Source organism: Kingella oralis (assembly GCF_014054985.1).
Lineage (GTDB): Bacteria > Pseudomonadota > Gammaproteobacteria > Burkholderiales > Neisseriaceae > Kingella_B > Kingella_B oralis.
Genome location: NZ_CP059569.1, coordinates 2,256,993 through 2,282,106 on the forward strand (window position 1 = coordinate 2,256,993; position 25,114 = coordinate 2,282,106).

General features: G+C 50.7%; 21 protein-coding genes, 1 tRNA gene, 1 pseudogene and 1 riboswitch. Of the genes and pseudogenes, 14 read left to right on the top strand and 9 right to left on the bottom strand.

Annotation, left to right across the window (positions count from 1 at the left end):
* Positions 1 to 8 precede the first annotated feature (8 nt).
* The 9 genes from H3L93_RS12165 to polA all read left to right on the top strand — a co-directional run bounded on the left by H3L93_RS12165 (position 9) and on the right by polA (position 9,496).
* A complete protein-coding gene (locus tag H3L93_RS12165; RefSeq protein ID WP_003798281.1) occupies positions 9 to 947 on the top strand; it encodes an electron transfer flavoprotein subunit alpha/FixB family protein in 939 nt (312 codons plus the stop codon).
* Between the two features lie 64 nt (positions 948 to 1,011).
* Positions 1,012 to 1,467 carry a 3-hydroxyacyl-ACP dehydratase FabZ gene (fabZ, locus tag H3L93_RS12170; protein WP_040559135.1) on the top strand — a complete coding sequence of 152 codons (456 nt, stop codon included), beginning with the start codon at positions 1,012 to 1,014 and terminating at the stop codon, positions 1,465 to 1,467.
* Positions 1,468 to 1,606: 139 nt separating this feature from the next.
* Positions 1,607 to 2,383, top strand: coding sequence for an acyl-ACP--UDP-N-acetylglucosamine O-acyltransferase (gene lpxA, locus H3L93_RS12175; protein WP_003798285.1), 777 nt, complete (start codon positions 1,607 to 1,609; stop codon positions 2,381 to 2,383).
* A 78-nt stretch (positions 2,384 to 2,461) separates the two neighbouring features.
* Positions 2,462 to 2,538: transfer RNA gene (locus H3L93_RS12180), tRNA-Met, on the top strand.
* Positions 2,539 to 2,648: 110 nt separating this feature from the next.
* On the top strand, positions 2,649 to 3,479 hold the full coding sequence (locus tag H3L93_RS12185; RefSeq protein ID WP_003798288.1) for a GNAT family N-acetyltransferase: 831 nt from the start codon (positions 2,649 to 2,651) through the stop codon (positions 3,477 to 3,479).
* A 63-nt stretch (positions 3,480 to 3,542) separates the two neighbouring features.
* Positions 3,543 to 5,405 carry an ABC transporter ATP-binding protein gene (locus H3L93_RS12190; protein WP_003798290.1) on the top strand — a complete coding sequence of 621 codons (1,863 nt, stop codon included), beginning with the start codon at positions 3,543 to 3,545 and terminating at the stop codon, positions 5,403 to 5,405.
* A 262-nt stretch (positions 5,406 to 5,667) separates the two neighbouring features.
* Entirely contained in the window at positions 5,668 to 6,201 is a 534-nt protein-coding gene (locus tag H3L93_RS12195; protein WP_003798295.1) for a hypothetical protein, read from the top strand.
* A gap of 260 nt (positions 6,202 to 6,461) precedes the next feature.
* Positions 6,462 to 6,656: a hypothetical protein gene (locus tag H3L93_RS12200; protein WP_003798300.1), complete on the top strand. Its 195-nt coding sequence runs from the start codon at positions 6,462 to 6,464 to the stop codon at positions 6,654 to 6,656.
* Positions 6,657 to 6,718: 62 nt separating this feature from the next.
* A complete protein-coding gene (polA, locus tag H3L93_RS12205; RefSeq protein ID WP_040559139.1) occupies positions 6,719 to 9,496 on the top strand; it encodes a DNA polymerase I in 2,778 nt (925 codons plus the stop codon).
* 80 nt (positions 9,497 to 9,576) lie between these two features.
* Here polA and H3L93_RS12210 read toward each other — a convergent pair whose 3' ends face one another.
* Together H3L93_RS12210 and H3L93_RS12215 are read right to left on the bottom strand one after the other, a co-directional pair.
* The gene (locus H3L93_RS12210; protein ID WP_040559141.1) at positions 9,577 to 10,584 is read right to left on the bottom strand and encodes a thiamine ABC transporter substrate-binding protein; all 1,008 of its coding nucleotides are present in this window, start codon (positions 10,582 to 10,584) and stop codon (positions 9,577 to 9,579) included.
* Between the two features lie 79 nt (positions 10,585 to 10,663).
* Positions 10,664 to 10,756, bottom strand: a riboswitch (TPP riboswitch).
* Positions 10,757 to 10,972: 216 nt separating this feature from the next.
* Positions 10,973 to 11,389: an MliC family protein gene (locus H3L93_RS12215; protein WP_003798307.1), complete on the bottom strand. Its 417-nt coding sequence runs from the start codon at positions 11,387 to 11,389 to the stop codon at positions 10,973 to 10,975.
* Between the two features lie 247 nt (positions 11,390 to 11,636).
* Here H3L93_RS12215 and ileS point away from each other — a divergent pair, with 247 nt between their 5' ends.
* From ileS to H3L93_RS12230, 3 genes are all read left to right on the top strand, one after another.
* Positions 11,637 to 14,420 carry an isoleucine--tRNA ligase gene (gene ileS, locus H3L93_RS12220; protein WP_003798308.1) on the top strand — a complete coding sequence of 928 codons (2,784 nt, stop codon included), beginning with the start codon at positions 11,637 to 11,639 and terminating at the stop codon, positions 14,418 to 14,420.
* A 210-nt stretch (positions 14,421 to 14,630) separates the two neighbouring features.
* Positions 14,631 to 15,101 (top strand): Dps family protein, encoded by a 471-nt coding sequence (locus H3L93_RS12225; RefSeq protein ID WP_040559067.1) that lies wholly within the window; start codon positions 14,631 to 14,633, stop codon positions 15,099 to 15,101.
* Positions 15,102 to 15,273: 172 nt separating this feature from the next.
* Positions 15,274 to 16,104, top strand: coding sequence for a 5'-nucleotidase, lipoprotein e(P4) family (locus H3L93_RS12230; protein ID WP_003798312.1), 831 nt, complete (start codon positions 15,274 to 15,276; stop codon positions 16,102 to 16,104).
* Between the two features lie 78 nt (positions 16,105 to 16,182).
* Here H3L93_RS12230 and H3L93_RS12235 read toward each other — a convergent pair whose 3' ends face one another.
* The 6 genes and pseudogenes from H3L93_RS12235 to H3L93_RS12260 all read right to left on the bottom strand — a co-directional run bounded on the left by H3L93_RS12235 (position 16,183) and on the right by H3L93_RS12260 (position 23,792).
* On the bottom strand, positions 16,183 to 16,887 hold the full coding sequence (locus H3L93_RS12235) for a DUF4198 domain-containing protein (RefSeq protein WP_003798314.1): 705 nt from the start codon (positions 16,885 to 16,887) through the stop codon (positions 16,183 to 16,185).
* 156 nt (positions 16,888 to 17,043) lie between these two features.
* Positions 17,044 to 17,793: an ABC transporter permease gene (locus tag H3L93_RS12240; RefSeq protein ID WP_003798316.1), complete on the bottom strand. Its 750-nt coding sequence runs from the start codon at positions 17,791 to 17,793 to the stop codon at positions 17,044 to 17,046.
* 10 nt (positions 17,794 to 17,803) lie between these two features.
* Positions 17,804 to 18,970 (bottom strand): annotated as a pseudogene (locus H3L93_RS12245) (ABC transporter substrate-binding protein).
* A gap of 455 nt (positions 18,971 to 19,425) precedes the next feature.
* Positions 19,426 to 20,283 carry an EamA family transporter gene (locus H3L93_RS12250; protein WP_003798324.1) on the bottom strand — a complete coding sequence of 286 codons (858 nt, stop codon included), beginning with the start codon at positions 20,281 to 20,283 and terminating at the stop codon, positions 19,426 to 19,428.
* A 252-nt stretch (positions 20,284 to 20,535) separates the two neighbouring features.
* Entirely contained in the window at positions 20,536 to 21,651 is a 1,116-nt protein-coding gene (locus tag H3L93_RS12255; RefSeq protein WP_003798328.1) for a glycosyltransferase family 2 protein, read from the bottom strand.
* 14 nt (positions 21,652 to 21,665) lie between these two features.
* Positions 21,666 to 23,792: an HAD family hydrolase gene (locus tag H3L93_RS12260; RefSeq protein ID WP_003798330.1), complete on the bottom strand. Its 2,127-nt coding sequence runs from the start codon at positions 23,790 to 23,792 to the stop codon at positions 21,666 to 21,668.
* 168 nt (positions 23,793 to 23,960) lie between these two features.
* Between H3L93_RS12260 and ruvC the strand changes: the two genes are divergently transcribed.
* Positions 23,961 to 24,497 carry a crossover junction endodeoxyribonuclease RuvC gene (gene ruvC / locus H3L93_RS12265; RefSeq protein WP_003798332.1) on the top strand — a complete coding sequence of 179 codons (537 nt, stop codon included), beginning with the start codon at positions 23,961 to 23,963 and terminating at the stop codon, positions 24,495 to 24,497.
* 179 nt (positions 24,498 to 24,676) lie between these two features.
* On the opposite strand, the gene H3L93_RS12270 is transcribed toward ruvC, so the two are convergent.
* A complete protein-coding gene (locus H3L93_RS12270) occupies positions 24,677 to 24,889 on the bottom strand; it encodes a hypothetical protein (RefSeq protein ID WP_040559070.1) in 213 nt (70 codons plus the stop codon).
* A gap of 57 nt (positions 24,890 to 24,946) precedes the next feature.
* Here H3L93_RS12270 and H3L93_RS13405 point away from each other — a divergent pair, with 57 nt between their 5' ends.
* A complete protein-coding gene (locus H3L93_RS13405; RefSeq protein WP_003798339.1) occupies positions 24,947 to 25,072 on the top strand; it encodes a hypothetical protein in 126 nt (41 codons plus the stop codon).
* Positions 25,073 to 25,114 lie beyond the last annotated feature (42 nt).

Below are 25,114 nucleotides of genomic sequence, written 5' to 3' on the forward strand. Positions count from 1 at the left end.
GAAAGAAAATGACCGTTTTGGTATTAGTAGAACATGATGGCAAGCAAGTAAACCCAGCCTCATTACACGCTATTTATACTGCGCAAAAATTAGGCGAAGTTCATGCGCTGGTAGCAGGTTCAGGCAGCCTGAAAGTGGCCGAGCAAGCCAGTAAAATTAGCGGTGTGAACAAAGTGTTGCACGCCGAAGCCACGCATTTTGTCGAGCCGTTGGCAGAAGAAATTGCGCCGCTTGTTGTTTCGCTGGCTGCGCCGTATCAATATTTTGTTGCCACGGCTAGCGCGTTTGGTAAAAATATTATGCCGCGCGTGGCGGCGATGTTGGATTGTTCGCAAATTTCGGATTTAACTGAGATTGTGGATAAACAAACCTTTATCCGCCCTACTTACGCAGGCAATGTGCTCACCACCGTATCCAGCAATGAAGAAAAACTGGTGCTGACCATTCGCGCCAGCGCATTTGATGCGGCAACATACGGCAAGCAAGCGGCAGAAATTGAAAATGTGGTGGCTACGCCGGCGCAGCAGCTGAGTCGATTTGTGTCGCGCGAATTAACACAATCCGACCACCCGGAATTAACACAAGCAAAAGTAATTGTGGCGGGAGGTCGCGCATTAGGGAGTGCGGAGCAGTTTGATGCTGTTTTAACACCATTAGCCGATGTATTAGGCGCAGCGATTGGTGCATCACGCGCGGCGGTGGATGCTGAATATGTGCCAAATGATTATCAAGTGGGGCAAACGGGTAAAATTGTTGCGCCTGAATTGTATTTTGCGATTGGTATTTCAGGCGCGATTCAGCACGTTGCGGGGATGCAGGACAGCAAAGTTGTGGTTGCCATTAACAAAGATCCTGATGCCCAAATTTTCAATGTGGCAGATTTTGGTATTGTGGGCGATTTGTTTGAAGTTGTGCCGCAATTAACCGAAGCATTGAAAAATCGTTAGTCTCGTGTCTGTGTTTCACATGAAACATAGATTGGTTTTAATTATTTGCAAAAGAAAAAACAAAGTGAACATTTCTCTACCAATAGAAGCAAAAGATATTCAAAAACTGATTCCTCACCGTTTTCCATTCATGCTGATTGACCGTATCACAGCGTTTGAAAGCGGAAAATCGCTTACGGCAATTAAAAACGTAACCATGAATGAGCCGCAGTTTGTGGGGCATTTTCCTGAATATCCTGTTATGCCCGGTGTGTTGATTATTGAAGCGATGGCACAAGCATGTGGCGCATTGGCTATTTTGACCGAAGGCGGGCGCAATCCTGATGAGATTTATTTCTTTGCGGGGATTGATAATGCACGATTCAAACGCCAAGTTATTCCTGCTGATCAGCTTGTTTTTGAGATTGAGCTGCTGCAAAGCAAGCGGGGTATCGGCAAGTTTAAAGCTGTTGCAAAAGTGAATGGCGAGTTGGCGGTTGAGGCGGAAATTATGTGTGCTAAACGCAAAGTGGAAAAATAATACCAAGTCATAAAACGAACTGGCGGGGTTGGTTTATTGCTTCAAACAGCTTGTTTTTTGAATGAGTATTTGAGTTTTCAGGCTGCCTAATCCATCTAGGCAGCCTGAAAAAGACAAATTAAACAATAGCGAGAGTATTATGTCTTTAATCCACAAAACAGCCATCATAGACCCCAAAGCTGAATTAGATAGCAGTGTGAAAGTGGGTGCTTATTCCGTTATTGGCGCAAATGTGCAAATTGATGCAGGCACGGAAATTGGCGCACATACTGTGATTGAAGGGCATACGATAATAGGTCAAAACAATAAAATTTTCCAATTCGCCAGTTTGGGTGCGCAGCCGCAGGATAAAAAATACTGCAATGAGCCTACTAAGCTTATTATTGGTAATGGCAACACCATTCGTGAATTCACAACATTTAACACCGGCACGGTTACAGGCATCGGCGAAACGCGGATTGGCGATGATAATTGGATTATGGCGTATTGCCATTTAGCGCACGATTGTGTTGTGGGAAATCATACTATTTTTGCCAATAATGCATCGCTTGCAGGGCATGTAACCATTGGCGATTATGTGGTGTTGGGCGGTTATACTTTGGTGTTTCAATTTTGCCGTATTGGAGCATATGCCATGACAGCATTTGCCGCAGGCGTGCATAAAGATGTCCCCCCTTATTTTATGGCGGCGGGTTATCGCGCTGAACCGGCGGGTTTAAACAGCGAAGGAATGCGGCGTAACGGTTTTTCGGCAGAACAAATTTCGCTGGTTAAACAGGCCTATAAGGTTTTATATATGCAAGATTTAGGCTTAGACGAAGCAAAAGCGAAAATTGCAGAAATGGCTAAAACCAATTCGGAATTGCAAATTTTGCATGAATTTATTGCGGCATCACAACGCGGCATTATTCGTTAAACGGTTTTCAGGCTGCCTGAAAATAAACATAAAGAATTTGACAGCTAAATTAATATGGCGTATAGTTCGCCCTTCTGACGCGGGGTGGAGCAGCATGGTAGCTCGTCGGGCTCATAACCCGAAGGTCGTAGGTTCAAATCCTGCCCCCGCAACCAAATTTCAACCGCTTGGTATTCCAAGCGGTTTTGTTTTATCTTTCAAGGTTTGATTGATACATGTCAGGTATAATGAGCACTCTTTGTGCTGCTTTTTTGCGGAATGGATTATGTTACCCAGCGATGAAATTATTATTCATGGCACAACCAGTAATGGCAAGGTGTTTCGTCCCAGCGATTGGGCAGAACGGTTGTGCGGTATTCTTTCGTCGTTTGGCAAAGATAATCAATCGTCGCATCAAGAATGGGTGCGACCTGTATTATTGAATAAAGTCCGTTGTGTAGAGGTTTCGCCCAGCCTTGAAGAAATTAATCCCGGCATGTTCCGTTTTTTGATGGACTTTGCGGCGGATAATGATTTGCAGATTATGCGTGGTTCGGATTTTTACTCTCATCGGCAGCCTGAAAATCAACTTACAGAGTCTGTTAAAGATAACAATAAATCCATTGTTGAAGAAAAAGCAGAACAATCTATTGAAAAAGCAGAAGAACCAACCAGCCATGTGCGTGAAATTTTGCCCAAAGAAACGGCAAGTGTATTTGCTGCATTGAGCGTGTTGCGCCCCACGCTTAATGACATCAACCAATTTGTAGAGCAAGTGAATAATGTGCAACGTGCGCAAGGCTATCGCTTGCTTGGATTGTTTGAAGCAGGAAAAACCAACGCGGTTGCTGTATGCGGGTTTCGTGAAAAAACCGATTTGGTTAGCGGGCGGCACATTCATATTGATGATTTGATTACCATCCCCCAAAGTCGCCGTTGCGGTTATGCTTCGCGGCTGTTGGATAAAGTGCATCAAATTGCTGCGGAACAAGGTATCACGCAAATTCATGTTGATTGTCATGTGGGCAGCGAGCGAACGATTGCTCATCGCGTTTATTTTCAACAAGGCTTTGAAATTCAATCGTACCACTTTGTTTGCCAAACCCGTTTAGATTAACAACATATCCGTTTTCAGGCTGCCTAGAATGATATTTAAGGCAGCCTGAAACCATTATCCTTTATGAAAAACACTAAATTCTTAACCAAAATATTCGCTTGGTTTGAAAGCCGAGTGGAACCTTATCCCGAAGCAACGCCCATTACACCTTCCAAAGGTTTGTTCCGCTTTATTTGGAGCAATTTGGAAGGGGTGCGCGTGTGGATATTTGTGCTGGCGATTTTGACCGCAGGCATCGGCATTATGGAAGCGCTGCTGTTTCAATTCATGGGCAAACTTGTGGACTGGCTTGGAAAATTCACACCAGAAACATTGTTCGCTGAAAAAGGCTGGGCGCTGTTCGGCATGGTTGCAATGATGGTATTTGCCGTGTTGTGGCATTTTGTTGCGTCTAATGTGCGCTTGCAAACCTTGCAAGGCGTGTTCCCGATGCGCTTGCGTTGGAATTTTCACCGCTTGATGCTGAACCAATCGCTCGGGTTTTATCAGGATGAATTTGCGGGGCGCGTATCCGCCAAAGTGATGCAAACCGCGCTTGCCGTGCGCGATGTGGTGATGACCATCGCCGATATGGTGATTTACATTTTTGTGTATTTTTTGACTTCCGGGCTGATTCTGGCGGCAATGGATGGTTGGTTGCTTGTGCCGTTTGCCTTGTGGATAGTGTCGTTCGCGCTGATGATGAAGCTGTTGATGCCGAAGCTTGGCAAAACGGCGCAGGCACAAGCGGATGCGCGCAGCCTGATGACGGGGCGCATTACCGATGCCTATTCCAATATTGCTACCGTGAAACTCTTTTCGCACGGCGCACGCGAAGCCCGTTACGCCAAGCAGTCTATGGACGAATTTATGGTAACTGTGTACGCCCAAATGCGGCTTGCCACGCTGTTGCACACTTGGAGTTTCATTATTAACTCATCGCTCACGTTATCCACCGCCGCGCTGGGTGTGTGGCTGTGGCATGGCGGACACGTTGGCGCAGGGGCGGTTGCTACCGCCACCGCCATGGCATTGCGGCTCAATGGCTTGTCGCAATTTATCATGTGGGAGTCGGCACGGCTGTTTGAAAATGTCGGCACAGTGTCGGACGGCATGACGACCTTGTCTAAACCGCAAACTATTTTGGATAAACCTGCCGCATTGCCGTTAAAAGTGGAACAGGGCAACATCAGTTTCAGCCACGTTGATTTTTCTTACGAAGCGGGCAAACCCTTGCTAAATGGCTTCAATCTGAACATCAAGGCAGGCGAAAAAGTCGGCTTAATCGGACGCAGCGGCGCAGGCAAATCCACCATTGTGAACTTACTGTTGCGCTTTTATGAGCCGCAAAGTGGCACAATTGAAATTGACGGGCAAAACATCAACGACATCACACAAGAAAGCCTGCGCGCCCAAATCGGCTTGGTAACACAAGATACCAGCCTGCTGCATCGCTCCGTGCGCGACAATATTGTGTACGGCAGGCCCGAAGCCACCGACGAAGAAATGTTTCAGGCTGCCAAACGCGCCGAAGCCGCTGACTTTATCCCCAATTTGTCAGATGCAAAAGGCAGAACAGGCTACGATGCCCATGTTGGCGAGCGTGGCGTGAAATTATCGGGCGGACAACGCCAACGTATTGCCATCGCCCGTGTGATGCTTAAAGATGCACCGATTTTGCTATTGGACGAAGCGACCAGTGCGTTGGATAGCGAAGTGGAAGCGGCAATCCAAGAAAGCTTGGATAAAATGATGGAAGGCAAAACCGTAATCGCAATTGCCCACAGGTTATCCACAATCGCCGCCATGGACAGATTAATTGTGCTAGATAAAGGGCGAATCGTGGAAGAAGGTACGCACGCAGAACTGTTGGCAAACAACGGGTTATATGCCAAATTATGGGCGCATCAGAGCGGCGGATTTTTGCCCGAACAAGTGGAACACTAAGCACAAAAAAGTAGGCAGCCTAAAAACCTATCCACAGTTTCAGGCTGCTTTTTTATAGTTGTAAAAGGTATCCAAATTATTAAAAAAGGATATGTGTGGCGATAAGATTTAAAACAACCAATTGAAGTAAATAAAAATAAAGAAAAGTTAATAGTGCAAAGTTTTCTAAAAATGAGGGATTGGCAGCTGTTTCAGGCAGCCTGAAAAGCGTAATTTTGGTATGATGTTGCTTTAAGTTATCCACATTAGGCAGCCTGAAAACATGATGAAATTTAAATGGTTGGTATGCCTTGCAGCAGCAAGTTTCATCCACAGCGTCCATGCTGAAACCGTAAACACGAGCGCAGAAGCGGCATCTGAACCCGCTTCTGCTTCTATGGTTGCGCCTATTCCTGCCAGCGTGCCACAAGCGATTGATGATGAGATTAGCCGTGTGTGGAAAGATTCCAGCCAGCTGTTTAACGATACGGTTTTGCTGCCGCCTGTTTCTGATATGGCTGCGGATAACAAGGTACAAGCCAATTTACGTAACCAAGTGGCGGCACTTCACACTAATACGCGCATTCCCAGCCAGCTTGCCAAAGTTGTATCGCTGTCTGAACCGAAAAAATTAACACAGCGCGAAGTGTTGCAACAGGAAATCAGCCGCGAAAAAAATGCGCTTTTAGCCGCGCAAAATAATTTGGTTAAAGCAGGCAAAGCGAAAAATGATGCGGCGATTAAACGCTTTGGTATGCAAGTGGCTGACCGTATTAGAAATATGCAGGCGTTGCAAGAAGAATTGCGCCGTTATTAGGGACTGTTGATAATCAACATTTTGGCGGATTTTTCGCCCTAAAACGGCATCTGCCGCGTTAAAAATACTCGCCAATGGATGGCATTGGCTCGCATTTTTGCCTTGCATCTGCCATTTTATGACGCAAAATTCACTTCAAAAGTTGAATATCAGCAGCCCCTAGGCAGCCTGAAAATAGGAATAGCTAAACAAATCAATCAGATTATTGTTATAATAGCAGCCATTATCATTGTGTATTTGTTTAGTTGAAAGGACGAAAAATGAATTCATCAGAAGGTCAAGAAGCGTTGGAATCTATGGTTGGGCAAATGCTGGTTGCCAAATTGAAAAAATTGGGCGCGCAAGAGCATAAAGTCGACCAAATTGTGGCTTCGCTTTCGTTTGAGGATATTCGCAAATGCTTGCCGCTTACCGATGATGATTTGAAAAAAGCGTTTGCCAAATTATTTGCCTAAATTGATTTTCAGGCTGCCTAGAATGGTTTTAGGCAGCTTTTTTATTGATGTTGAATATTAAAATGACCACAAAAACCTTACTCTTGGTGGACGGCTCGTCCTATCTTTATCGCGCGTTTTACGCCATGACTCATCTTTCTGCGCCTGATGGCACGCCAACCAACGCGGTTTACGGCGTATTGAATATGCTGCGCCGTTTGCGTGCAGAAACCCCGCATGATTATTGCGCTTGCGTGTTTGATGCCAAAGGCAAAAATTTCCGCCACGCGCTGTTTCCTGATTACAAAGCCACGCGCCCGCCCATGCCTGATGATTTGCGCCCGCAAGCCGATATGCTGCCTGATTTGGTGGAATTGATGGGCTGGAAGGTATTGAAAATCAGCGATGTAGAAGCGGATGATGTGATTGGCACGCTGGCAAAGCAGGCTGAAAGTGCGGATATGAATGTGATTATATCCACAGGCGATAAAGACATGGCACAGCTTGTGAGCGAGCGCATCACGCTGGTGAATACCATGAAAAATGAAACGCTGGATGAAGCGGGCGTGTTCAACAAATTTGGTGTACATCCTAATCAGATTCGCGATTTTTTGGCACTGATGGGTGATAAAGTGGATAACGTGCCTGGGGTGGAAAAATGTGGCGAAAAAACGGCGGCAAAATGGTTGGCGGAATTTGGTTCTCTGCAAAATATTATGAATAAAGCAGATGAATTTAAAGGAAAAATTGGGGAAAATCTGCGTGCTGCTTTGCCACAACTGCCTTTATCGTATGAATTGGTAACGATTAAAACCGATGTTGATTTGTTTAGCGAATTGCCCAATGGCATGGATGATTTGCGCCGCAACGCGCCTAAATGGGCACAGCTTGCGGTGCATTTTCGTGAGCTGGGGTTTAAAACTTGGTTAAAAGAAGCAGAAAATCAATTATCTAGCCAAGTAAGTGATGATTTATTTGCAGCGGATGATGTGGGCACGCAAGCTGCGTTTGATGCGCAAAGGCAGCCTGAAATCATACTTGCTCCTAAGCCTGAAAAGCTGAGTTATCAAGCAGTTATCAATCAAACGCAGTTGGATGAATTGCTCAGAAAATTATCCACAGCCGAGCAAATTGGCTTGGATACTGAAACCACATCGCTAGACCCAATGAATGCGCGGCTGGTGGGTATCAGCATGGCTTTTGCCGCAGGCGAAGCGGTGTATATTCCGATTAATCACACATTTGCTGAGCAGCAATTAAGCTGGGAAACGCTGTTAGGCAGCCTGAAACCATATTTGGAAAGCAAAACGTTATTAAAAATTGGGCAAAACCTAAAATATGACCAACACGTTTTTGCTAATCATGGCATTCAATTGCAAGGAATTGCAGGCGATGCGATGTTAGCTTCCTATGTGTTGGAAAGCCATTTGGGGCATGGTTTGGATGAATTAGCACAACGTTGGCTGGGCTTGGAAACGATTACTTATGAAAGTTTGTGCGGCAAGGGCGCGAAGCAAATTTCGTTTGCTGATGTTTCGGTTGAGCAGGCAACGGAATATGCTTGCCAAGATGCTGATTTTGCGTTGCGCATTGAAGCGCATTTAAAAGCGCAGATGAGCGATGAGCAGCGCAAAATGTATGAAGAAATGGAATTACCTGTGGCGCAGGTGTTGTTTCACATGGAACGTAATGGCGTGCTGATTGATCGCGCGGAATTGGCGCAGCAAAGCGCGGAATTGGGTGCGGAATTGTTGAAACTAGAACAGCAAGCCTATGATTTAGCAGGACAACCGTTTAACTTGAATTCGCCCAAGCAGTTGCAAGAAATCTTGTTTACAAAATTAGGCATTCCAACCAAAGGCTTAAAGAAAACCAGCACGGGCAGTATATCCACTAACGAAGCGGTGTTGGAACAACTGGCGATGGATTATCCTTTGCCAAAAATCATCTTGCAAAATCGCAGTTTGGCAAAACTCAAATCTACCTACACCGATAAGCTGCCTGAAATGATTAACCCTAACACGCATCGTATCCACACGAATTATGCGCAAGCGGTGGCGATTACGGGGCGGCTAGCAAGCAATAATCCCAATCTGCAAAATATTCCCATCCGCACTAGCGAAGGGCGGCGCGTGCGCCGAGCGTTTATTGCGCCTGAAAACAGCGTGATTGTGTCTGCCGATTATTCGCAAATCGAACTGCGCATCATGGCGCATTTAAGCGGCGACGCAACGCTGATTGAGGCGTTTAAAAATGGCGAAGACGTGCACCGCCGCACCGCCGCCGAAGTGTTTGGCATGCAGCCTGAAAACATTACGCCCGAGCAACGCCGTTACGCCAAAACGATTAACTTTGGCTTGATTTACGGCATGAGCAGCTATGGCTTGGCAAAATCGCTGGGGATTGATAACGCGTCTGCCGATATGTTTATCAAACGCTATTTTGCACGTTACACGGGCGTGGCGGATTATATGCAGCGCACCAAAGAGCAGGCGGCAGATTTGGGCTATGTGGAAACGCTGTTTGGGCGGCGGTTGTATCTGCCTGATATTCACGCAAAAAATGCGCAGGCACGCGCAGGAGCGGAACGCGCCGCCATCAATGCGCCGATGCAGGGCACCGCTTCCGATTTAATCAAACGCGCCATGATTGCGGTGGATGATTTCTTACTTTCAGGCAGCCTGAAAACGCGTTTGACCATGCAAGTGCACGATGAATTGGTGTTGGAAGTGCCCAAAAGCGAACAAGAACGGATTGTGCAAAATATCCCTGCGCTGATGGCAAGCGTGGGCAAAGGTGTGCTGGATGTGCCGCTGGTTGCCGAAGTGGGTATAGGCAAAAATTGGGACGACGCGCATTAAACGGCATACCGATACGCCCTAGCCGCGCAGCAAAAAAGGTATCCCAAACGGATACCTTTTTGTTTTCAGGCTGCCTCAAATCATTTGAGCACCACGCGCGTCCATTGCGCCACCCAATCTTTTTGCTTGCTGTTTACTTGCGCCGCGGGCAGCAACTTGGCATCTTTGGGCGTAGAAGCGTGGGTTGCAATCGGATGCGCTTTCGTTCCTTTTACCGCAGGATAAACCCACATGGAAGTCATCAGCGAATCTTGCACCGCAGGACTTTGCAAATATTGCACCAGCTTCGCCGCCATTTCAGGCTGCTTGGCTTGGTTTAACACTGCCGCGCCTTCAACCTGCAAATAGCTGCCGCCGTGCAAGAACAAGTTGCCCATATTGGGCGATTTGAGCTTGCCTTCGCTGTAAAACACTTCCGCCGCAGGGCTGGTGGCATAGCCCACGATAATCGGGCGTGAACCGCCGTTGAGTGTGAATTCGGTGTAATACGCTTGCGACCAGCCTTTGGTGATTTTCACGCCATTTTGCCGCATTTGTCCCCACCATTTAAACGCATTTTTTTCGCCCAAACCGCTGATATTGGCTAACAAAAATGCCAAACCCGGGGTGGATGTGGCCGGATTGGGAACGGCAACCAAGTCTTTGTATTTGGGCTGTGCCAAATCATCCAGTGTTTTAGGCAAAGGCAGGTTGTTTTTGGCAAACCACTGTTTGTCATAGTTTAACGTTACAAAACTAAAATCCACCGCTAATGCGTGTGATAAAGAAACCGATGTTGCTTTGCTTTGCGGTTGTTTCGCTGTCAAAATGCCTGCCGCGTGCGCTTTGGCGGACGAATTGTTATCCAGCCCGAATACCGCATCGGCTAACGGTGATTTTTTACTTAAAATCAATCGGTTCAGCATTTCATTGCCACTGCCCAGTTTCACAATGGAAACTTTGGCATCGTTTTGCTGCTCAAATTGTGCAATCACGGGTTTGGGCAAATCAAATGAATCGCTCACGGCCAACCGTACTTCTGTTTGCGCCCAAGCGGCGTGGCTTAAAGCGAGCGACAAAGTAAGCACGCTAAAATGAACAAATTTCATGGGTATTCTCCTGTTAAAAATAAAAAACGCCATTTGCACAACACGGCAAATGGCGGTGGGTTTCATAAATCAACATAAACAGTTGTTTTGATTAGTTTCCTACGCCAGTATTACCTGTGTCAGGTTCACGGGTGTTTTCTCAGCCGCTTGCGCAGCACCCCGACTAATTGTGTTTAGGCTGTGAGGCAGCCTGAAAATCATTGTTCAGCGCGTTTTTGATTAAGCGAGAACAACGGGCGCATTCTAGCATAATCTTTCTATCCAGTTAAGAATTGTTAAGCAGACAGCATGGCGAAGCCAGATTTGCTGTTTCAGGCTGCCTTCAAATACGAAAACCGATTTCAACAACCATGCTGAAATCGGTCTGATTGACTATTCAAATATCGGATTATTTTGCCATGCAGTTGGTGTTCACAACGCTGCCGTCCGAGCCGCTAAATTCAAAATAGGCTTCGCGTCCTGCTTTTTCGTGCCACTCGGCAGGGTTGCCATAGAACGCGCTGTTAGACGCATAGCGCACGCCCGATGCCGACATCGCTTGGTTCAACACAGCCGATTTGCCCATGGTGTCCACGGCAAGATTGATTGCGCCGCTGCCGTATTTCACGGTGGCGGTCATGCCGTTGTCGCATTCAAAGCGTTTGGTGCCACCTACTTGGGGCTTCATCGCTTGCTGTTGTTGCATAGACATATTGCCCATTGCGCTATCGCGTGGGTCGTTGTTTGCCGAAGGGTTTTCGCTGCCCGCGCAAGCTGCCAAAGCCAGTGCAGAAACCGCAATCAAGGAAACGTGTTTGATATTCATGGTAAATCTCCATTGGTTGAATATTGCCAAATGGCAACGGCGCGCATCTTACCTGCAAATGCAGCGTTTGGTAATGAGCATTAACCCGCGTTTACACAGCAGCGAAACGCCGCCCGCGCTACCGCATTGCTTTTCACAAAGGATAAAGGCTTGTAGAATGGTCGTTTTTCCATGTCCAAGCCGATTTCAGGCAGCCTGAAAACCCCTTTTCCTCTTTCTTTATTTTTACGATTACAGAGCCCACACCATGACCGATTACTCCAAAACCGTTAATCTTTACGAATCTCCGTTTCCCATGCGCGGCAACCTTGCCAAACGCGAACCCGCTTGGGTAAAACAATGGCAAGACGAAAAACGCTATCAAAAACTGCGCCAAATTGCCAAAGGCCGCCCCAAATTCATTCTGCACGACGGCCCGCCTTATGCCAACGGTGACATCCACATCGGACATGCGGTCAATAAAATTTTAAAAGACATCATCATCCGCAGCAAAACGCTGGCGGGCTTTGACGCGCCTTATGTGCCCGGTTGGGATTGCCACGGGCTGCCGATTGAAGTGATGGTGGAAAAACTGCACGGCAAAGACATGCCCGCCAGCCGTTTCCGCGAGCTGTGCCGCGAATATGCTTCCGAGCAAATCGCCCGCCAGAAAAAAGACTTTATCCGTTTGGGCGTGCTGGGCGATTGGGAAAACCCCTATCGCACGATGGACTACAAAACTGAAGCCGACACCGTGCGCATGATTGGCGAGATTTATTCCGCCGGCTATTTGTTCCGCGGCGAAAAACCCGTGCAGTTCTGCTTGGATTGCGGCTCGTCGCTTGCCGAAGCCGAAGTGGAATACAAAGACAAAGTCTCGCCCGCTATTGACGTGGTATATCCCTTTCAAGACACCGCCGCGCTTGCCCAAGCGTTTGGGCAGCCTGAAATCGCAGGCGAAGCCTTTGCCGTGATTTGGACAACCACGCCGTGGACACTGCCCGCCAGCCAAGCCATTTCTGCAGGCGCAGACATCGTTTATCAGCTGATTGACACGCCCAAAGGCAAATTGGTGCTGGCAAAAGATTTGGCGGAAGACGCATTGGCGCGCTACGGTTTTTCAGGTTGCCCCGTGCTGGCGGAAACCACAGGCGCAGCTTTGGAAAACCTGCTTTGCCGCCACCCGTTTTTGGAGCGCGACATCCCCATTTTAAACGGCAGTCATGTTACCACCGATGCGGGTACAGGCTTGGTGCACACCGCGCCCGCGCATGGTATGGAAGATTATTTTGTCTGCAAGCAATACGACATCCAGCTCATCAACCCTATTGACGGCTCGGGGCGGTTTGTCGGCAGCGTGCCGCGCGTGGCAGGCAAAACCGTGTGGGAAGCCAATCCCATCATTTTGGAATGGCTGGAAGAAAAAGGACGTTTGCTCGCCAGCAGCAAAATTGAACACAGCTACGCCCATTGCTGGCGGCACAAAACCCCGCTGATTTACCGCGCCACGCCGCAATGGTTTATCGGCATGGACAAAGCGGGCAAAAAAGGCAACACGCTGCGCAACGATGCGCTGCAAGCGGTGGACGACACCGAGTTCTTCCCCGCATGGGGGCGCGCCCGCCTGCAAGCGATGATTGAGCAACGCCCCGACTGGGTGGTTTCCCGCCAGCGTTATTGGGGCACGCCGATGGCGTTTTTCGCGCACAAAGAAACAGGGCAACTGCACCCCGATTCTGCCGAATTGTTGGAAAAAGTCGCCCAAAAAATTGAAGAAAAAGGCATCAACGCATGGTTTGAATTGGACAAAGCCGACATTCTGCCGCCCGAAGACTGCGCGCAATACGACAAACTGCCCGACACCATGGACGTTTGGTTTGATTCGGGCAGCACGCATTATTCCGTGTTGAAACAGCGCGAAGAATTGGCTTGGCCTGCCGATTTGTATTTGGAAGGCAGCGACCAGCATCGCGGTTGGTTTCAATCGTCCATGCTCACAGGCTGCGCCGCGTTCGGGCGCGCGCCGTACAAACAGCTTTTGACGCACGGCTTCGTGGTGGACCAAAACGGGCGCAAAATGTCCAAATCCATTGGCAACGTGGTTGCGCCGCAAGAAGTTTATAACGAATTTGGCGCGGATATTTTGCGCTTGTGGGCAGCGGCAACCGATTATTCGGGCGATTTGGCGATTTCCAAAGAAATCTTAAAGCGCGTTACCGAAAGCTATCGCCGCATTCGCAACACGCTGGCGTTCTTGTTTGCCAATTTGAGCGATTTCAATCCGATTGAAGACGCTGTGCCGCAAGCCGATATGGTGGAAATTGACCGCTACGCGCTGGTGCTGGCGCGGCAGTTGCAAGAGAAATTGGCGGGCGAACATTATCCGCGCTACGCCTTCCACTTTGCCGTGCAAGAGCTGGTGCAGTTTTGCTCGGAAGACTTGGGCGCGTTCTATTTGGATATTCTGAAAGACCGCCTCTATACCACCAAAACCAACAGCCACGCGCGCCGTTCGGCGCAAACCGCGCTGTATCACATCACGCGCAGCTTGGTGCTGCTGATGTCGCCCATTTTGTGTTTCACCGCCGAGGAGGCGTGGGACATCATCGGCGGCGGCGAGGAAGACAGCGTGCTGTATCACACTTGGCACGACTTCCCGCCGATGAACCCCGCCAGCGAAGCCGCGCTGGTGGAAAAATGGAAGCATATCCGCGAAGCCCGCGCCGTGGTGAACGCGGCGATTGAGCCTTTGCGTGCCAATAAAGCCGTCGGCTCATCGCTGCAAGCGGAAGTGGTGTTGACCGCGCCCGAGCCTGTGTTAGGCAGCCTGAAAACGCTGGGCGAAGAGTTGCGCTTTGCCATGCTGGTTTCCAAAATCACGCTGCAACAGGGCGATGCTTTCGCCGCCGAAGTAGCCGCATCCGCCGCGCCCAAATGCGAACGCTGCTGGCATTATGTGGCAACCGTGGGCACGGTGGCCGGGCATAAAACCGTGTGCGCCCGTTGTGCCGAGAATGTGGACGGCGAAGGAGAAAGCCGCGCGCATGTTTGATGCGTGAGGTTGAGGCAGCCTGAAATTCGGTTTTCAGGCTGCCTCAAATTTTGGGAAAACAGCAGATTGTGCAAACCGCATAGGCGGCTCACGCAGCAAAACCAAAATGAAGCAAAATAAAAAAATCAAATTAATTTTGAAAACACTATTGATTAGTGCTATTATAAAAACCGCTGGATGTCCAGCGTTCTTAATTTGAAAGGAAACACCATGAACATCAACATCGGCATGACCGAACAACAACGCCAAACCATCGCCCAAGGCTTGGCCAAAGTGCTGGCGGATACCTACACCCTTTATCTGAAAACCCACAATTACCATTGGAACGTGCGCGGCCCGATGTTCCACAGCCTGCACACCATGTTTGAACAACAGTACACCGAGCTGGCACTGGCGGTGGACGAAGTAGCCGAGCGCATCCGCGCGCTGGGCGAGCTTGCCCCCGGTTCATACGGCGAATTTGCCAAACTCGCTTCCATCCCCGATGGCGACAGCCGCAACGACGCGCAGGCGATGATTCGCGAATTGGTGGAAGGACAGGAAGCCGTAGTGCGCACCTGCCGCGCCCTATTCCCCGCTGTGGACGAAGCCAACGACGAACCCACCGCCGACCTGCTCACCACCCGCATGCAAACCCACGAGAAAAACGCTTGGATGCTGCGCTCGCTGTTGGAAAACTGATTTTAAATAAGCATTAACCCATTTTCAGGCTGCCTTAAAGCATAAAGGCAGCCTGAAAGCCCAATCAAAGCCGTCTGAACCCCAATCAGACGGTTTTTGTCATTTGGCTATTTTGTTTCCTGTTTCCTTGCGTTATAATTTCTTTACATTTCATAACACAAGGAGAAACCAAATGAGAACAGCCAAATTTTCCGCCATCGCATTTAGCCTGATGCTTGCCCTAACAGGCTGCGCCACGCAACACGCGCCATCTGGTGATGAGCAAGCCCAAGCCAATGCCCAGTTGCAGCAACAAGCCGTGATGGGCATTAACTGGATGCAGCAATCGGGCGAATATCAAGCCTTGGCGTATCAAGCGTTTAACACGGCAAAAGTGGCTTTTGATAACGCCAGCGCAGCCAAAGGCAAGAAAAAAGCCGTGGTGGTGGATTTAGACGAAACCATGGTGGACAACAGTGCCTACGCAGGCTGGCAAGTGCAGCACGGCAAAGCGTTTGACGGCAAAGACTGGACGCGCTGGGTGAACGCTCGCCAAACCCAAGCGGTGCCCGGTGCGGTGGAATTCAACAATTATGTGAACACACACGGCGGCACAATGTTTTATGTGTCCAACCGCAAAGATGACGGCGAAAAAGTTGCCACGGTTGAAGACTTGAAAAAACTGGGTTTCAACGGGGTAAGCGACCAAACCTTATTGTTGAAAAAAGACAAATCAAGCAAATCCATCCGCTTTGCCGAAATTGAAAAACAAGGCTACGACATCGTGCTGTATATTGGCGACAACTTGAACGATTTTGGCGATGCCACTTACCACAAACCCAACGCTGAACGCCGTCAATTCGTAAAAGAAAACAGCCAAGCGTTTGGCAAAAAATTCATCGTGTTGCCCAATCCGAACTATGGTGATTGGGAAGGCGGCTTGGCGAAAGACTACTTTAAAGGCACGCCGCAAGACCGCGTGAACATCCGCCTGAATGCGATTAAAGCGTGGGACGGCAAATAAGCCGGAAGCGTTATTCAATGATAAAAAGGCAGCCTGAAAACCACCAAAACGGTTTTCAGGCTGCCTTTTTATCTCAAATCACTTTTTAGACGAGGTAAACGACAGCGTTGACACCACGCGGTGCAGCGTTGCCACTTTATCTTGCGGCATGTTGGCGGACAGCATCGCACCGACCACGTTCACACCTGCGTTGCGAACGTGCAGCGTGGCGCGTCCTTGCGCGTCGGTTTTCACGCGGTTGGGCATATCGTTCACATAATCGGCGGTAACTTCCGCATTGGCGGCGGGGCGGCCTTGGTTGTATACGGTTACGGTGAACGCTTCGCCTTGTTTGAGCTGCGAGGGGTCTTGGTCGGGGATGATTTGCACGGGCAAATCGGCAAACGGCTGCAATTTGCCCTGATAGGGTTTCAAAATGCTGATGTTGTATTTGAGCGAGCGCGAAACTTCGTCGGCGGGCGCGTTTTCGCCTGCTTTGAGCTCTTTCCATTTGCCCTCGGGCGTTTTGCGCCACAAATCGTTGTCAAACACCACGGTTACCACCGCCGCTTTTTGCGGCTCGACAAAGGTGTGCTGCATATGGCCGCGCGTTTGCACGGGCGTGGGTTTCAGGTTTTCGTCCAAACCGTTTACCGCGCGCACTTTCTTGCCGGCATACGCATCGTCATACGCACCCATGCCGTACACGATGCCGTATTCGCCATAATGCTGCGCCACCCAAACGCCGTGTGCGCCCGCCGCGCCGGATAACGCCAGCGCCAGTGTTAAAACCAGTTTTTTCATATTGTTCTTTTGCAGGTTGTTGAGGGGAAAGGTTTAATTGTTTATTCGGTTTGCGGATTATAGCAAGAAACGGATTTCAGGCTGCCTCAAACGTTGTTTCGGCAAAAAGGCAGCCTGAAAACTGCGATGGGGTTTTCAGGCTGCCTTTTGGGTGTGCTATGCCTTGCGCTGTTGTTTCGCCAGCAGGCGCGCTGCGCTGTCCAGCAGCCAGCCGATGATGCCGATGAGCACAATCGCCGCCATCAACTCCGAATACGCCAGCCTGTCGCGCGTGTCCAAAATAAAATAGCCCAAGCCTTCGTTTACGCCGAGCATTTCGCAGGGCACCAGCACCACCCACGAAATGCCAATCGCCAGCCGCAAGCCGTTGAGAATGTCGCTCAGCACGGCGGGCAGCATGATTTTGAACAGCATCTCCGCGCGCGTTGCCGAGAGCGAGCGCCCGAGTTCCAGCCATTGCGGGTTGATGTTGCGCACGCCCGAGGCGGTGTTCAGGATAATCGGCCACACGGCGGCAAACGCCAGCAAAAAATAAATCGGCGCGTTGCCGATGCCAAACAGCATCACCGCCACGGGCATCCACGACAGCGGCGACACCATGCGCAAAAACTGAAACGCGGGGCCGGCGGCCTCTTCGGCGCGGCGCGACAAGCCGAGCGCAAAGCCGATGGGAATGCCCGCCGCCAACGTGCCCATCAAGCCCACTGCCACGCGTTGCAAACTTGCGCCGATGTGCGCCCACAGCGCGGCTTCGGGCAACAGATGCGCCAAGCTGCCCAATGCGGCGGCGGGCGTGAGCATGTTGGCCAGCGGCATCGATTGCGCCAAAATCAGGCTGCCGATTTGCCAAAACGCCAGCAGCGCGAGCAAGCCCGTTAATCCCAGAATTTGTGTGCGGTATTTCATGGTGTGTGTCCTATAAAGCGAATGTTTTCTGCCGTTGCAGCGATTGCAGGCCGAACGACGACATCAAACCGTCGCGCTGCAAGGCGCGTTCCACAAAGCGGGTGTCAAACAGCTCGCGGGCGGCTTTTTCAGGCTGCACATCGTTCAGAAAGGTGTTCACGCCCGCCAGATGCGTTTCTTTGAGCAGCTTAACCAGCAATTCGCTGTATGACTGGAACGGGAACGGCTGGAAATCCACCCGCCGCTGTTGCCAATCGGCATGGCGGATGGCGCCCGTGCGCTCGTATTTCTGCCACACGATGGGTTCGGGCTGCAACACGGCGCGCAGCACTTTGGCATCGTGCGGCGTGTAGTGCCGGATGCCTTGTTTTGCCAGCAGCTCCGCCGTTTCGGAGCGATGGTGTTTGGCAAACGCTGCCGCGTCCACCAGCGCGTTAATCACGTTTTGCACCCATTGGGGGCGCGATTGGATGTCGTGGTCGTGCATCATGCTCAGGCAGCAGGCGTGGTCGCGCCAGATGTCGCCCGAAAAGCGCAGGATTTTGCCCACGCCTTTGGCTTCCGCCAGCGCGTTAAACGGCTCGGCAACGATGAATCCACCGATTTACTTGGCCGCCAACGCCGCCACCATGTCGGAAGGCGGCATCACGGTGAGCCGCACCTGCCCCGCCTGCGGGTTTTTCTCCACTACCGCCAAGCCCGCCTGACGCAGCATCTGTTGCACGATGATGTTGTGAATGGAATACCAAAACGGAATCGCCACCGTTTGCCCCTGCAAATCCGCTAGCGCGTTCACATCGGGGCGCACCGTGAGCGCCGAGCCGCAAACGTGGTTCCACATCAGCGCGCGCACGGGCGCACGGCTGCCGTAGCGCATCCACACGCTCATCGGCGAGAGCACGTGAATCAAATTCACCTGCCCCGATAAAAACGCTTCCACCAGCCCCGCCCACGAGCGGAACAGTACGGGCTTTGCCGCCGCCACGCCGTGTTGTTCAAACAAGCCTTTGCCGTGCGCCACCAGCAGCGGCGCGGCATCCACAATAGGCAGATAGCCGATGGCAAGCGGCGCATCGGGCCGCATGGCGGCGTTTTTGCCGCAGGCTTGCAACAGCGGCAGCGCGGCGGATGCGGTGAACAGGGCGGACAATTTCATAAAATCGCGGCGTGTGTACATAATCGGGTTCTTTTTTGTTGTCGGATGGATGGGATGGGGCGGTTATGCGTTGAGGCAGCCTGAAAACGGACAGGGCGTTTTCAGGCTGCCTCAAATCACAAATTCCACCGTTGCCGCCTGCTGCGTATCCTGCTGCGCGTGATACAGCGATTGCATAATCTCGCCGCGCAAACAGCTCAAATCGTGCAGCCGCCCGTGGCGCGGAAACGGCGTTTCAGGCTGCCTTTTGTGTGGTTAGGGTACGGCTTGCGGGCAAGCCGTAGGGAGCGCGGTTTTAGGTTTTCAGGCTGCCGTCATCTGCGCCCGCGTTTGCCTTGCGCGCCGGTTTGCATGGATAGGCAGCCTGAAATCCGATTATTCCGCCCAAAAAAATCAACTTTCAGGCTGCCTTTGGCATTGATACGCAAGCAACAAGAGGCAGCCTGAAACAAATTGACGCACCGCCGCGCTGCCCATCAACGCATCGCCCGCTGTATCCCCGCAATCGACACCAACGCCAACACCAGCCCAACCATCGAGCGCGCATCCAAAGCCTGCCCCAAAAACAGCCAGCCCAACACAAACGCGCTCACAGGGCTGAGCAGCCCCAGCGACGACACCGCCGCAGGCGACAGCCGCGCCAGTCCGCGAAAAAACAGCCCGTATGCCAGCACCGCCCCCACCAGACACAAATACGCATAGCCGCCCGCATTCGCCGCCGTCAGATGATGCGGCACGCCCTCGCGCCACAGCGTTATCGGCAGCAAAAACAGCCCGCCCGCCACCAGCTGCCAGCCGGTAAACGCCGCGCCCGACAGCTTAATCTGCCAATGCTTGGACAAATACACGCCCAACGCCATCGCCGCCGAACCCGCCAACGCCGCCGCCACGCCCAGCCCGTCCAAGCGCGCCGTGGGCGACAACACCAGCAGCCCGATGCCCGCCACGCCCGCCACCGCCCAAGCCCACGCCGCTTTCGGCGGCATCTGCCCGCCAACCAGCCAAGTGAGCAGCAGCACCATCAGCGTTTGCGTGGACGTTAAAATCGCTGCCAGCCCGCCCGTGAGCCGATACGCCGCCACAAACAGCATCGCCTGAAACAGCCCGATATTCAGCACGCCCAGCAGCGTAATCCTGCCCCAATCGCGCCGCGCGGGCACCTGCCGATACGCCGCCAGCAGCAACACGCCCGCAGGCAGCACGCGCAACAGCGCCGCCGTAAACGGACGCTCGGGCGGCAAAAACAGCGTGGTAACCAGATAAGTGCTGCCCCAAATCAGCGGGGCAAGTGCGGTGAGCAGCAGGTCGGGGAGGCGGGTGCGGGTGGCGGGCATTTTGGGTCTGTTATGGTTGGGATGGTTGAGGCAGCTTGAAAACGGGATGGGCGGTTTCAGGCTGTCGCTGGTGTTCAATCTTCGGGTAGTAACAACATTTCGCCGTTGCATCACACGCGGCGGCTGACCAAGCAGAATTTTTCGGATAAAACGGGCATGGGAACTCCTGCGAACAAAGCGGGGTTTGAGCGGTGTGATACCGCAAATGATTTAGGCAGCCTGAAAACCGCTTTTCAGGCTGCCTACTGCTGTTTATTTACGCTTGCCGCGCAACACACGCACCATGTCGCGTATTTGATGCGCCAGCGGACGAAGCACCTTGGATTCACGCCGCATTTTCCGCATGCGCTCGCGCCATTTGGCTGCTAAATTACGCATTGGCAAGCATTTGCGATAGAAATAATCCACGCGGGCAAACAGCTCTGCATCACGGTTCGCATGATGCCCGATGCCCACGTTGTCCAAGCGATATTTCAAATCTTGAATTTCGCGCAACAATTCGTTTTTATTGTTTTCCGCATCATGCAAAATCAAATGCAGCAAGCCATAATTGGCAGGGTCTTCCGCCAACGCGCGGCGCACCAGCGCATTGCGGTATGCTGCCTGATAGGCTTGATGTTTATCTACACCCGCGATAACCGAATTGCCATAAGCATCATTGCTGGAAATGCGATGGTGGTAATACGCCAATTCTTTGTTCAGCGTTTTAATTTCGCCTAAGCGAAATAGGCGCAAGTTGTAATCCCAATCGCCCAACACAGGCAATGCTGCGTTATAGCCGCCGATGGTTTTGGCAGCACTCATGCGAATCAACAAACAAATGGGTGGCGTAATATTGCCTTTAATTAGGCGAACCGCATCAGCATGATCGCGCCAAAAGCCCCATTCCAACACATTAAGCTGGCGCACCGTATCTTGTTTAATTTCCTCGTGAATCACCACGCAATTGGTTAAAACCGCTACCGCATCGCGGTTTTTCTGCAAAAAGGCAACTGTTTCCTGTAAAAAATCGGGATGCCAGCTATCGTCGTCATCATGGATAACCAAAAACTCCTCGTTCGCCCGCTCAAACGCGCAATTGGAAGCCGCTTCCATGCCCAGCGATTGCGGGTTGTGGATAACCGTTAATCGTTCGCCGAATAAATCGCGATAGGTGTCCAGCAATTTCTCCACTGTGGCAACATCGCCGCCATCATTGACCACATACAAATGCCAATTTTGATAACGTTGCTCCAATACGCTATTTAATGCGCGTGCCAACAGCACCGCTCTGTTTTTGGTGCGCGTGATAATGGCAACCGAACCGTCGGTTTTGAGATTGGGCAATGAAGCAAAGGCTTGGGGTTGAGGGAAAAGAGTTGTATTCATGGTGCTACCTGTGTTTAAAACTGGTTACGGATAAATTCAGGATACGCAGCAAATTCATTTTTGGCCACGTTGTACAAATGCGAGTTCGTAGCTTGCAACCCGCTGTTACACCAATATTTCATTACCCCGCAAGGCCAGCCCCCACCATATAGAAACGAATACACTTCGCTTTCATTTTTTGGCAATTCGTTTTCAACGATGGGTCTAAATTCGGCGTGCGCATAAGTTGCCGCGTGCATGATTTGCCCTAAATGGGCGATTTCTTGCTTATTGGGCGAGCAGAATACCTGCATCATTGCGGCAATAGCCGTGTCAATAGAGACTTCATCGGCAGAAAGGGTTAAATGTTTCTCGCCCGAATGCCATGTGCGAATTGCATCCAATGCGGCTGCCTGAAAATGGGCAATCGTGCTGTTGAACCAGCCTAAATAGCGATAATGAACGTCTTTTTTAAACATCGGCTCAAAGGCATCGCCCACTTGCTTAAAGTCCACGGTGGTTTCATGGTTGGCAGAATGCAAGTTTTCCAGCAAGTTCACGCCATTGCGCAATAGCAACGCGTTTTTCAACTGTTCAAATTTATTGCCAAACGCAGAGAACATCACGCCATTGTGATACGACTTACCCGCAATAGCTTCGCTTATCCCCCATAAACCATAGTAATAACCCGCCAAATTTTGCTCTACGCCCGCATAACGGCGCAAATCAATTAAGGCTGCCTGCATGGTGCCCGCCCAGCCTAAATCCACAATGGCTGCTTTGCGGTCATCGCGGAATACGCCTTCTTGGCGGTAATAGCCCATAGCGTTGTCAAAAACACCTTTAAAGGTGGGCAGCATGTCATCGAGCAAATAGCTGTTGATATAGTCTTTAATTAAAGCCGTTTTTGACCAATCCACTAAATTGTCTAACGGACCAATAATGTCATGCAAACCATGTTTATCGATAACTTCGTCGCTAAGATTGAAAGGTTTGAAAATATCGCGGAATGCACTGTTTTCATTAATTGAATGTTCTACCAAAAACAGTAATGATTTATCAGAGAGCCGCCCATTTTGGATAATTTCTGTATAGCAAGTAGAATAATGCAGCACTTTGCGCGAAACATATAAATAGCCGGATGTCGTACCGCATGACTTGTCTAAATCGCAAATATCCCATGCTGCTTGAATCACTTGGGCGTCGCGGGCGCAGAAATAAACATGCTCGATTTTGTTGCGTTTCACCTGTCCTGCCAGCCATTGAACATAGCTGTATAGCGTTAATGCGCCCAAACTTTTTCCCAGCTTGCGCCAAAAGGCTTCTTCGCGGTCGGTTTCTTTTTGAGCGTCTAAATCGGCCAAGCGGGACAAAATGGAAAATGGCACCAAATCGGCAGATAAGCTCGCGCCTACACGACGTTCCGCAATGAAACGAGGGTAGTGCAGCGTGCTGATGCCAGCTTGCTTGGGTTGCTCAACATCTGAATGTAAGTTATCGCCAATATGCAAAATACGGTGGTTGGCTGGAATATGTTTGCGCACAACGTTCCAAATTTTGCCCGTGTGCTTGGTTTGGTTGTATTCGGAAGAAACAAACAAATGATCGCAGAGCGTATCAATTTGGTTGTATGCCAAAATGGTGCTGATTTGCTCTTGGGACAAATACATATCCGAAACGAAAATAATGGTTTTGCCTGCCGCTTTTAAGCGTTTTATCAGTTCTACTTGGTCGGCAATTGCCACGCACGCTACTTTTTCAGCTTGAATTTCGGCTTCGCGCGCGGTCGCAACAAGACTGGCAGCTCCTGCCAATTGCGGCGCCGCTTGCACTTGCTGATAAATTTCATCGAATGTAATTTCTTCGGCTTTCGTTGCTGCCCATGCAATGGCGCGAGCGCGGTTTTCCGCGTCAAAGCGTATTTTGGCAAAGCCTTTCGCATCAAAGCCATGCGCCAATAATTCACGTTCCACATATGCGAATAAGTCAATGGGGCATTCCAGCACGCGCGTGAGCACCGTATCAAAAATATCAAACGACACGACATCTGCATCTTTTGCTTTTTTTAATGCGGTTGCGATGTAGTTTTCATCTGGTTCGGGCGGTTGATTAAGCCATCTTTCTCTCGCGTCAAGCAATAATGTTTGAGAACGAACATCCATTCCTTTTACCTTATTTACCTTATTTAATTTAAAAAATCAAAGACGTTTTACTAAACGAGCTATTATAGCCGATACGAGCAAATTTTGTTATTTTACCCCCTCCACCCCCATCGGCAGCCTGAAACCCGTTTCCGCTATAATCCCCGCTTTTTCTCCCACGGCAACACCATGACCCCATCCCGCCCCACCCGCATTCTCGGCATAGACCCCGGCAGCCGTACCACAGGCTTTGGCATCATCGACGTGGTGGGGCGCGAGCAGATTTATGTGGTTTCAGGCTGCATCAAAACGATTAAAAACGACGAGCTGGCGGGGCGCATCGGCATCATCGTGGAAAACATCAGCGAGCTGGTTGCCACCTATCGCCCCACCGTGGCGGCGGTGGAGCGCGTGTTTGTGAACGTGAACCCCGCGGCCACGCTGATGCTGGGGCAGGCGCGCGGCGCGGCGATTGCGGCGCTGGTGTTGCGCGGCTTGCCCGTTTACGAATACACCGCGCTGCAAGTGAAGCAGGCGGTGGTGGGGCAGGGCAAGGCGGCGAAGGAGCAAGTGCAACACATGGTGGTGCAAATGCTGAAACTGTCGGGCACGCCGCAAGCCGATGCCGCCGATGGCTTGGCGATTGCGCTCACCCACGCGCTGCGCAATCAAGGCTTGGCGGCGAAGCTCGGCAGCTCGCAAGTGAAAGGCGGGCGGTTTCAATAGGCAACCTGAAAGCCGAAGGCTTCAACGAAGTTAAAACGAGCGAAGCTAAAACGGCATTTATAAAGATTTTCAGGCTGCCTATTCTTTGCCAGCGCACGGCTTGCCAGCAAGCCGTAGGGGCGCGGGGAACGTTTCAGGCTGCCCAAGCAAGCGCGCCCGCGTTGAAGCAGCCTGAAAAATCAATCCATCCAGTAAAAAACCGTTTGGCTCAATACCAAGCGGTTTTGTTTTTTCAGGCTGCCTTTGATGATTAGAGGCAGCCTGAAATTGTGGCAAACCAGCGGCAAATGAAACAGCGGCGGCTCGCCACCCAATGGCTGATGAAACAGAATGTTTGTAGGCCGGGCATTTATACCCGACAAACTTAATACGCCACTCAAAACGTCGGGCATAAATGCCCGACCTACTTAGATTTTGCCAACGTTTTAGCGTGTAGGACTGGCAACTCATTGCTCACCATACAGAGGCAGCCTGAAATCCAATCCACCCAACAAAAAACCATTTGGCACACACCTAAACGGTTTTATTTTTTCAGGCTGCCTCCCCCACCCAAAAAATTAAAACAAACCCTCTAACCCCCCGCCCGAAAACGTAAATTTACGTTAATATCCCACTTC

What these genes read in the sequence shown, in the direction of transcription:
- H3L93_RS12165 (WP_003798281.1), top strand. Translation starts at nt 9, where the DNA reads ATGACCGTTTTGGTATTAGTAGAACATGATGGCAAGCAAGTAAACCCA.
- lpxA (WP_003798285.1), top strand. Translation starts at nt 1,607, where the DNA reads ATGTCTTTAATCCACAAAACAGCCATCATAGACCCCAAAGCTGAATTA.
- H3L93_RS12185 (WP_003798288.1), top strand. Translation starts at nt 2,649, where the DNA reads ATGTTACCCAGCGATGAAATTATTATTCATGGCACAACCAGTAATGGC.
- H3L93_RS12190 (WP_003798290.1), top strand. Translation starts at nt 3,543, where the DNA reads ATGAAAAACACTAAATTCTTAACCAAAATATTCGCTTGGTTTGAAAGC.
- H3L93_RS12195 (WP_003798295.1), top strand. Translation starts at nt 5,668, where the DNA reads ATGATGAAATTTAAATGGTTGGTATGCCTTGCAGCAGCAAGTTTCATC.
- H3L93_RS12200 (WP_003798300.1), top strand. Translation starts at nt 6,462, where the DNA reads ATGAATTCATCAGAAGGTCAAGAAGCGTTGGAATCTATGGTTGGGCAA.
- polA (WP_040559139.1), top strand. Translation starts at nt 6,719, where the DNA reads ATGACCACAAAAACCTTACTCTTGGTGGACGGCTCGTCCTATCTTTAT.
- H3L93_RS12210 (WP_040559141.1), bottom strand. Translation starts at nt 10,584, where the DNA reads ATGAAATTTGTTCATTTTAGCGTGCTTACTTTGTCGCTCGCTTTAAGC.
- H3L93_RS12215 (WP_003798307.1), bottom strand. Translation starts at nt 11,389, where the DNA reads ATGAATATCAAACACGTTTCCTTGATTGCGGTTTCTGCACTGGCTTTG.
- ileS (WP_003798308.1), top strand. Translation starts at nt 11,637, where the DNA reads ATGACCGATTACTCCAAAACCGTTAATCTTTACGAATCTCCGTTTCCC.
- H3L93_RS12225 (WP_040559067.1), top strand. Translation starts at nt 14,631, where the DNA reads ATGAACATCAACATCGGCATGACCGAACAACAACGCCAAACCATCGCC.
- H3L93_RS12230 (WP_003798312.1), top strand. Translation starts at nt 15,274, where the DNA reads ATGAGAACAGCCAAATTTTCCGCCATCGCATTTAGCCTGATGCTTGCC.
- H3L93_RS12235 (WP_003798314.1), bottom strand. Translation starts at nt 16,887, where the DNA reads ATGAAAAAACTGGTTTTAACACTGGCGCTGGCGTTATCCGGCGCGGCG.
- H3L93_RS12240 (WP_003798316.1), bottom strand. Translation starts at nt 17,793, where the DNA reads ATGAAATACCGCACACAAATTCTGGGATTAACGGGCTTGCTCGCGCTG.
- H3L93_RS12250 (WP_003798324.1), bottom strand. Translation starts at nt 20,283, where the DNA reads ATGCCCGCCACCCGCACCCGCCTCCCCGACCTGCTGCTCACCGCACTT.
- H3L93_RS12255 (WP_003798328.1), bottom strand. Translation starts at nt 21,651, where the DNA reads ATGAATACAACTCTTTTCCCTCAACCCCAAGCCTTTGCTTCATTGCCC.
- H3L93_RS12260 (WP_003798330.1), bottom strand. Translation starts at nt 23,792, where the DNA reads ATGGATGTTCGTTCTCAAACATTATTGCTTGACGCGAGAGAAAGATGG.
- ruvC (WP_003798332.1), top strand. Translation starts at nt 23,961, where the DNA reads ATGACCCCATCCCGCCCCACCCGCATTCTCGGCATAGACCCCGGCAGC.
- H3L93_RS12270 (WP_040559070.1), bottom strand. Translation starts at nt 24,889, where the DNA reads ATGCCCGACGTTTTGAGTGGCGTATTAAGTTTGTCGGGTATAAATGCC.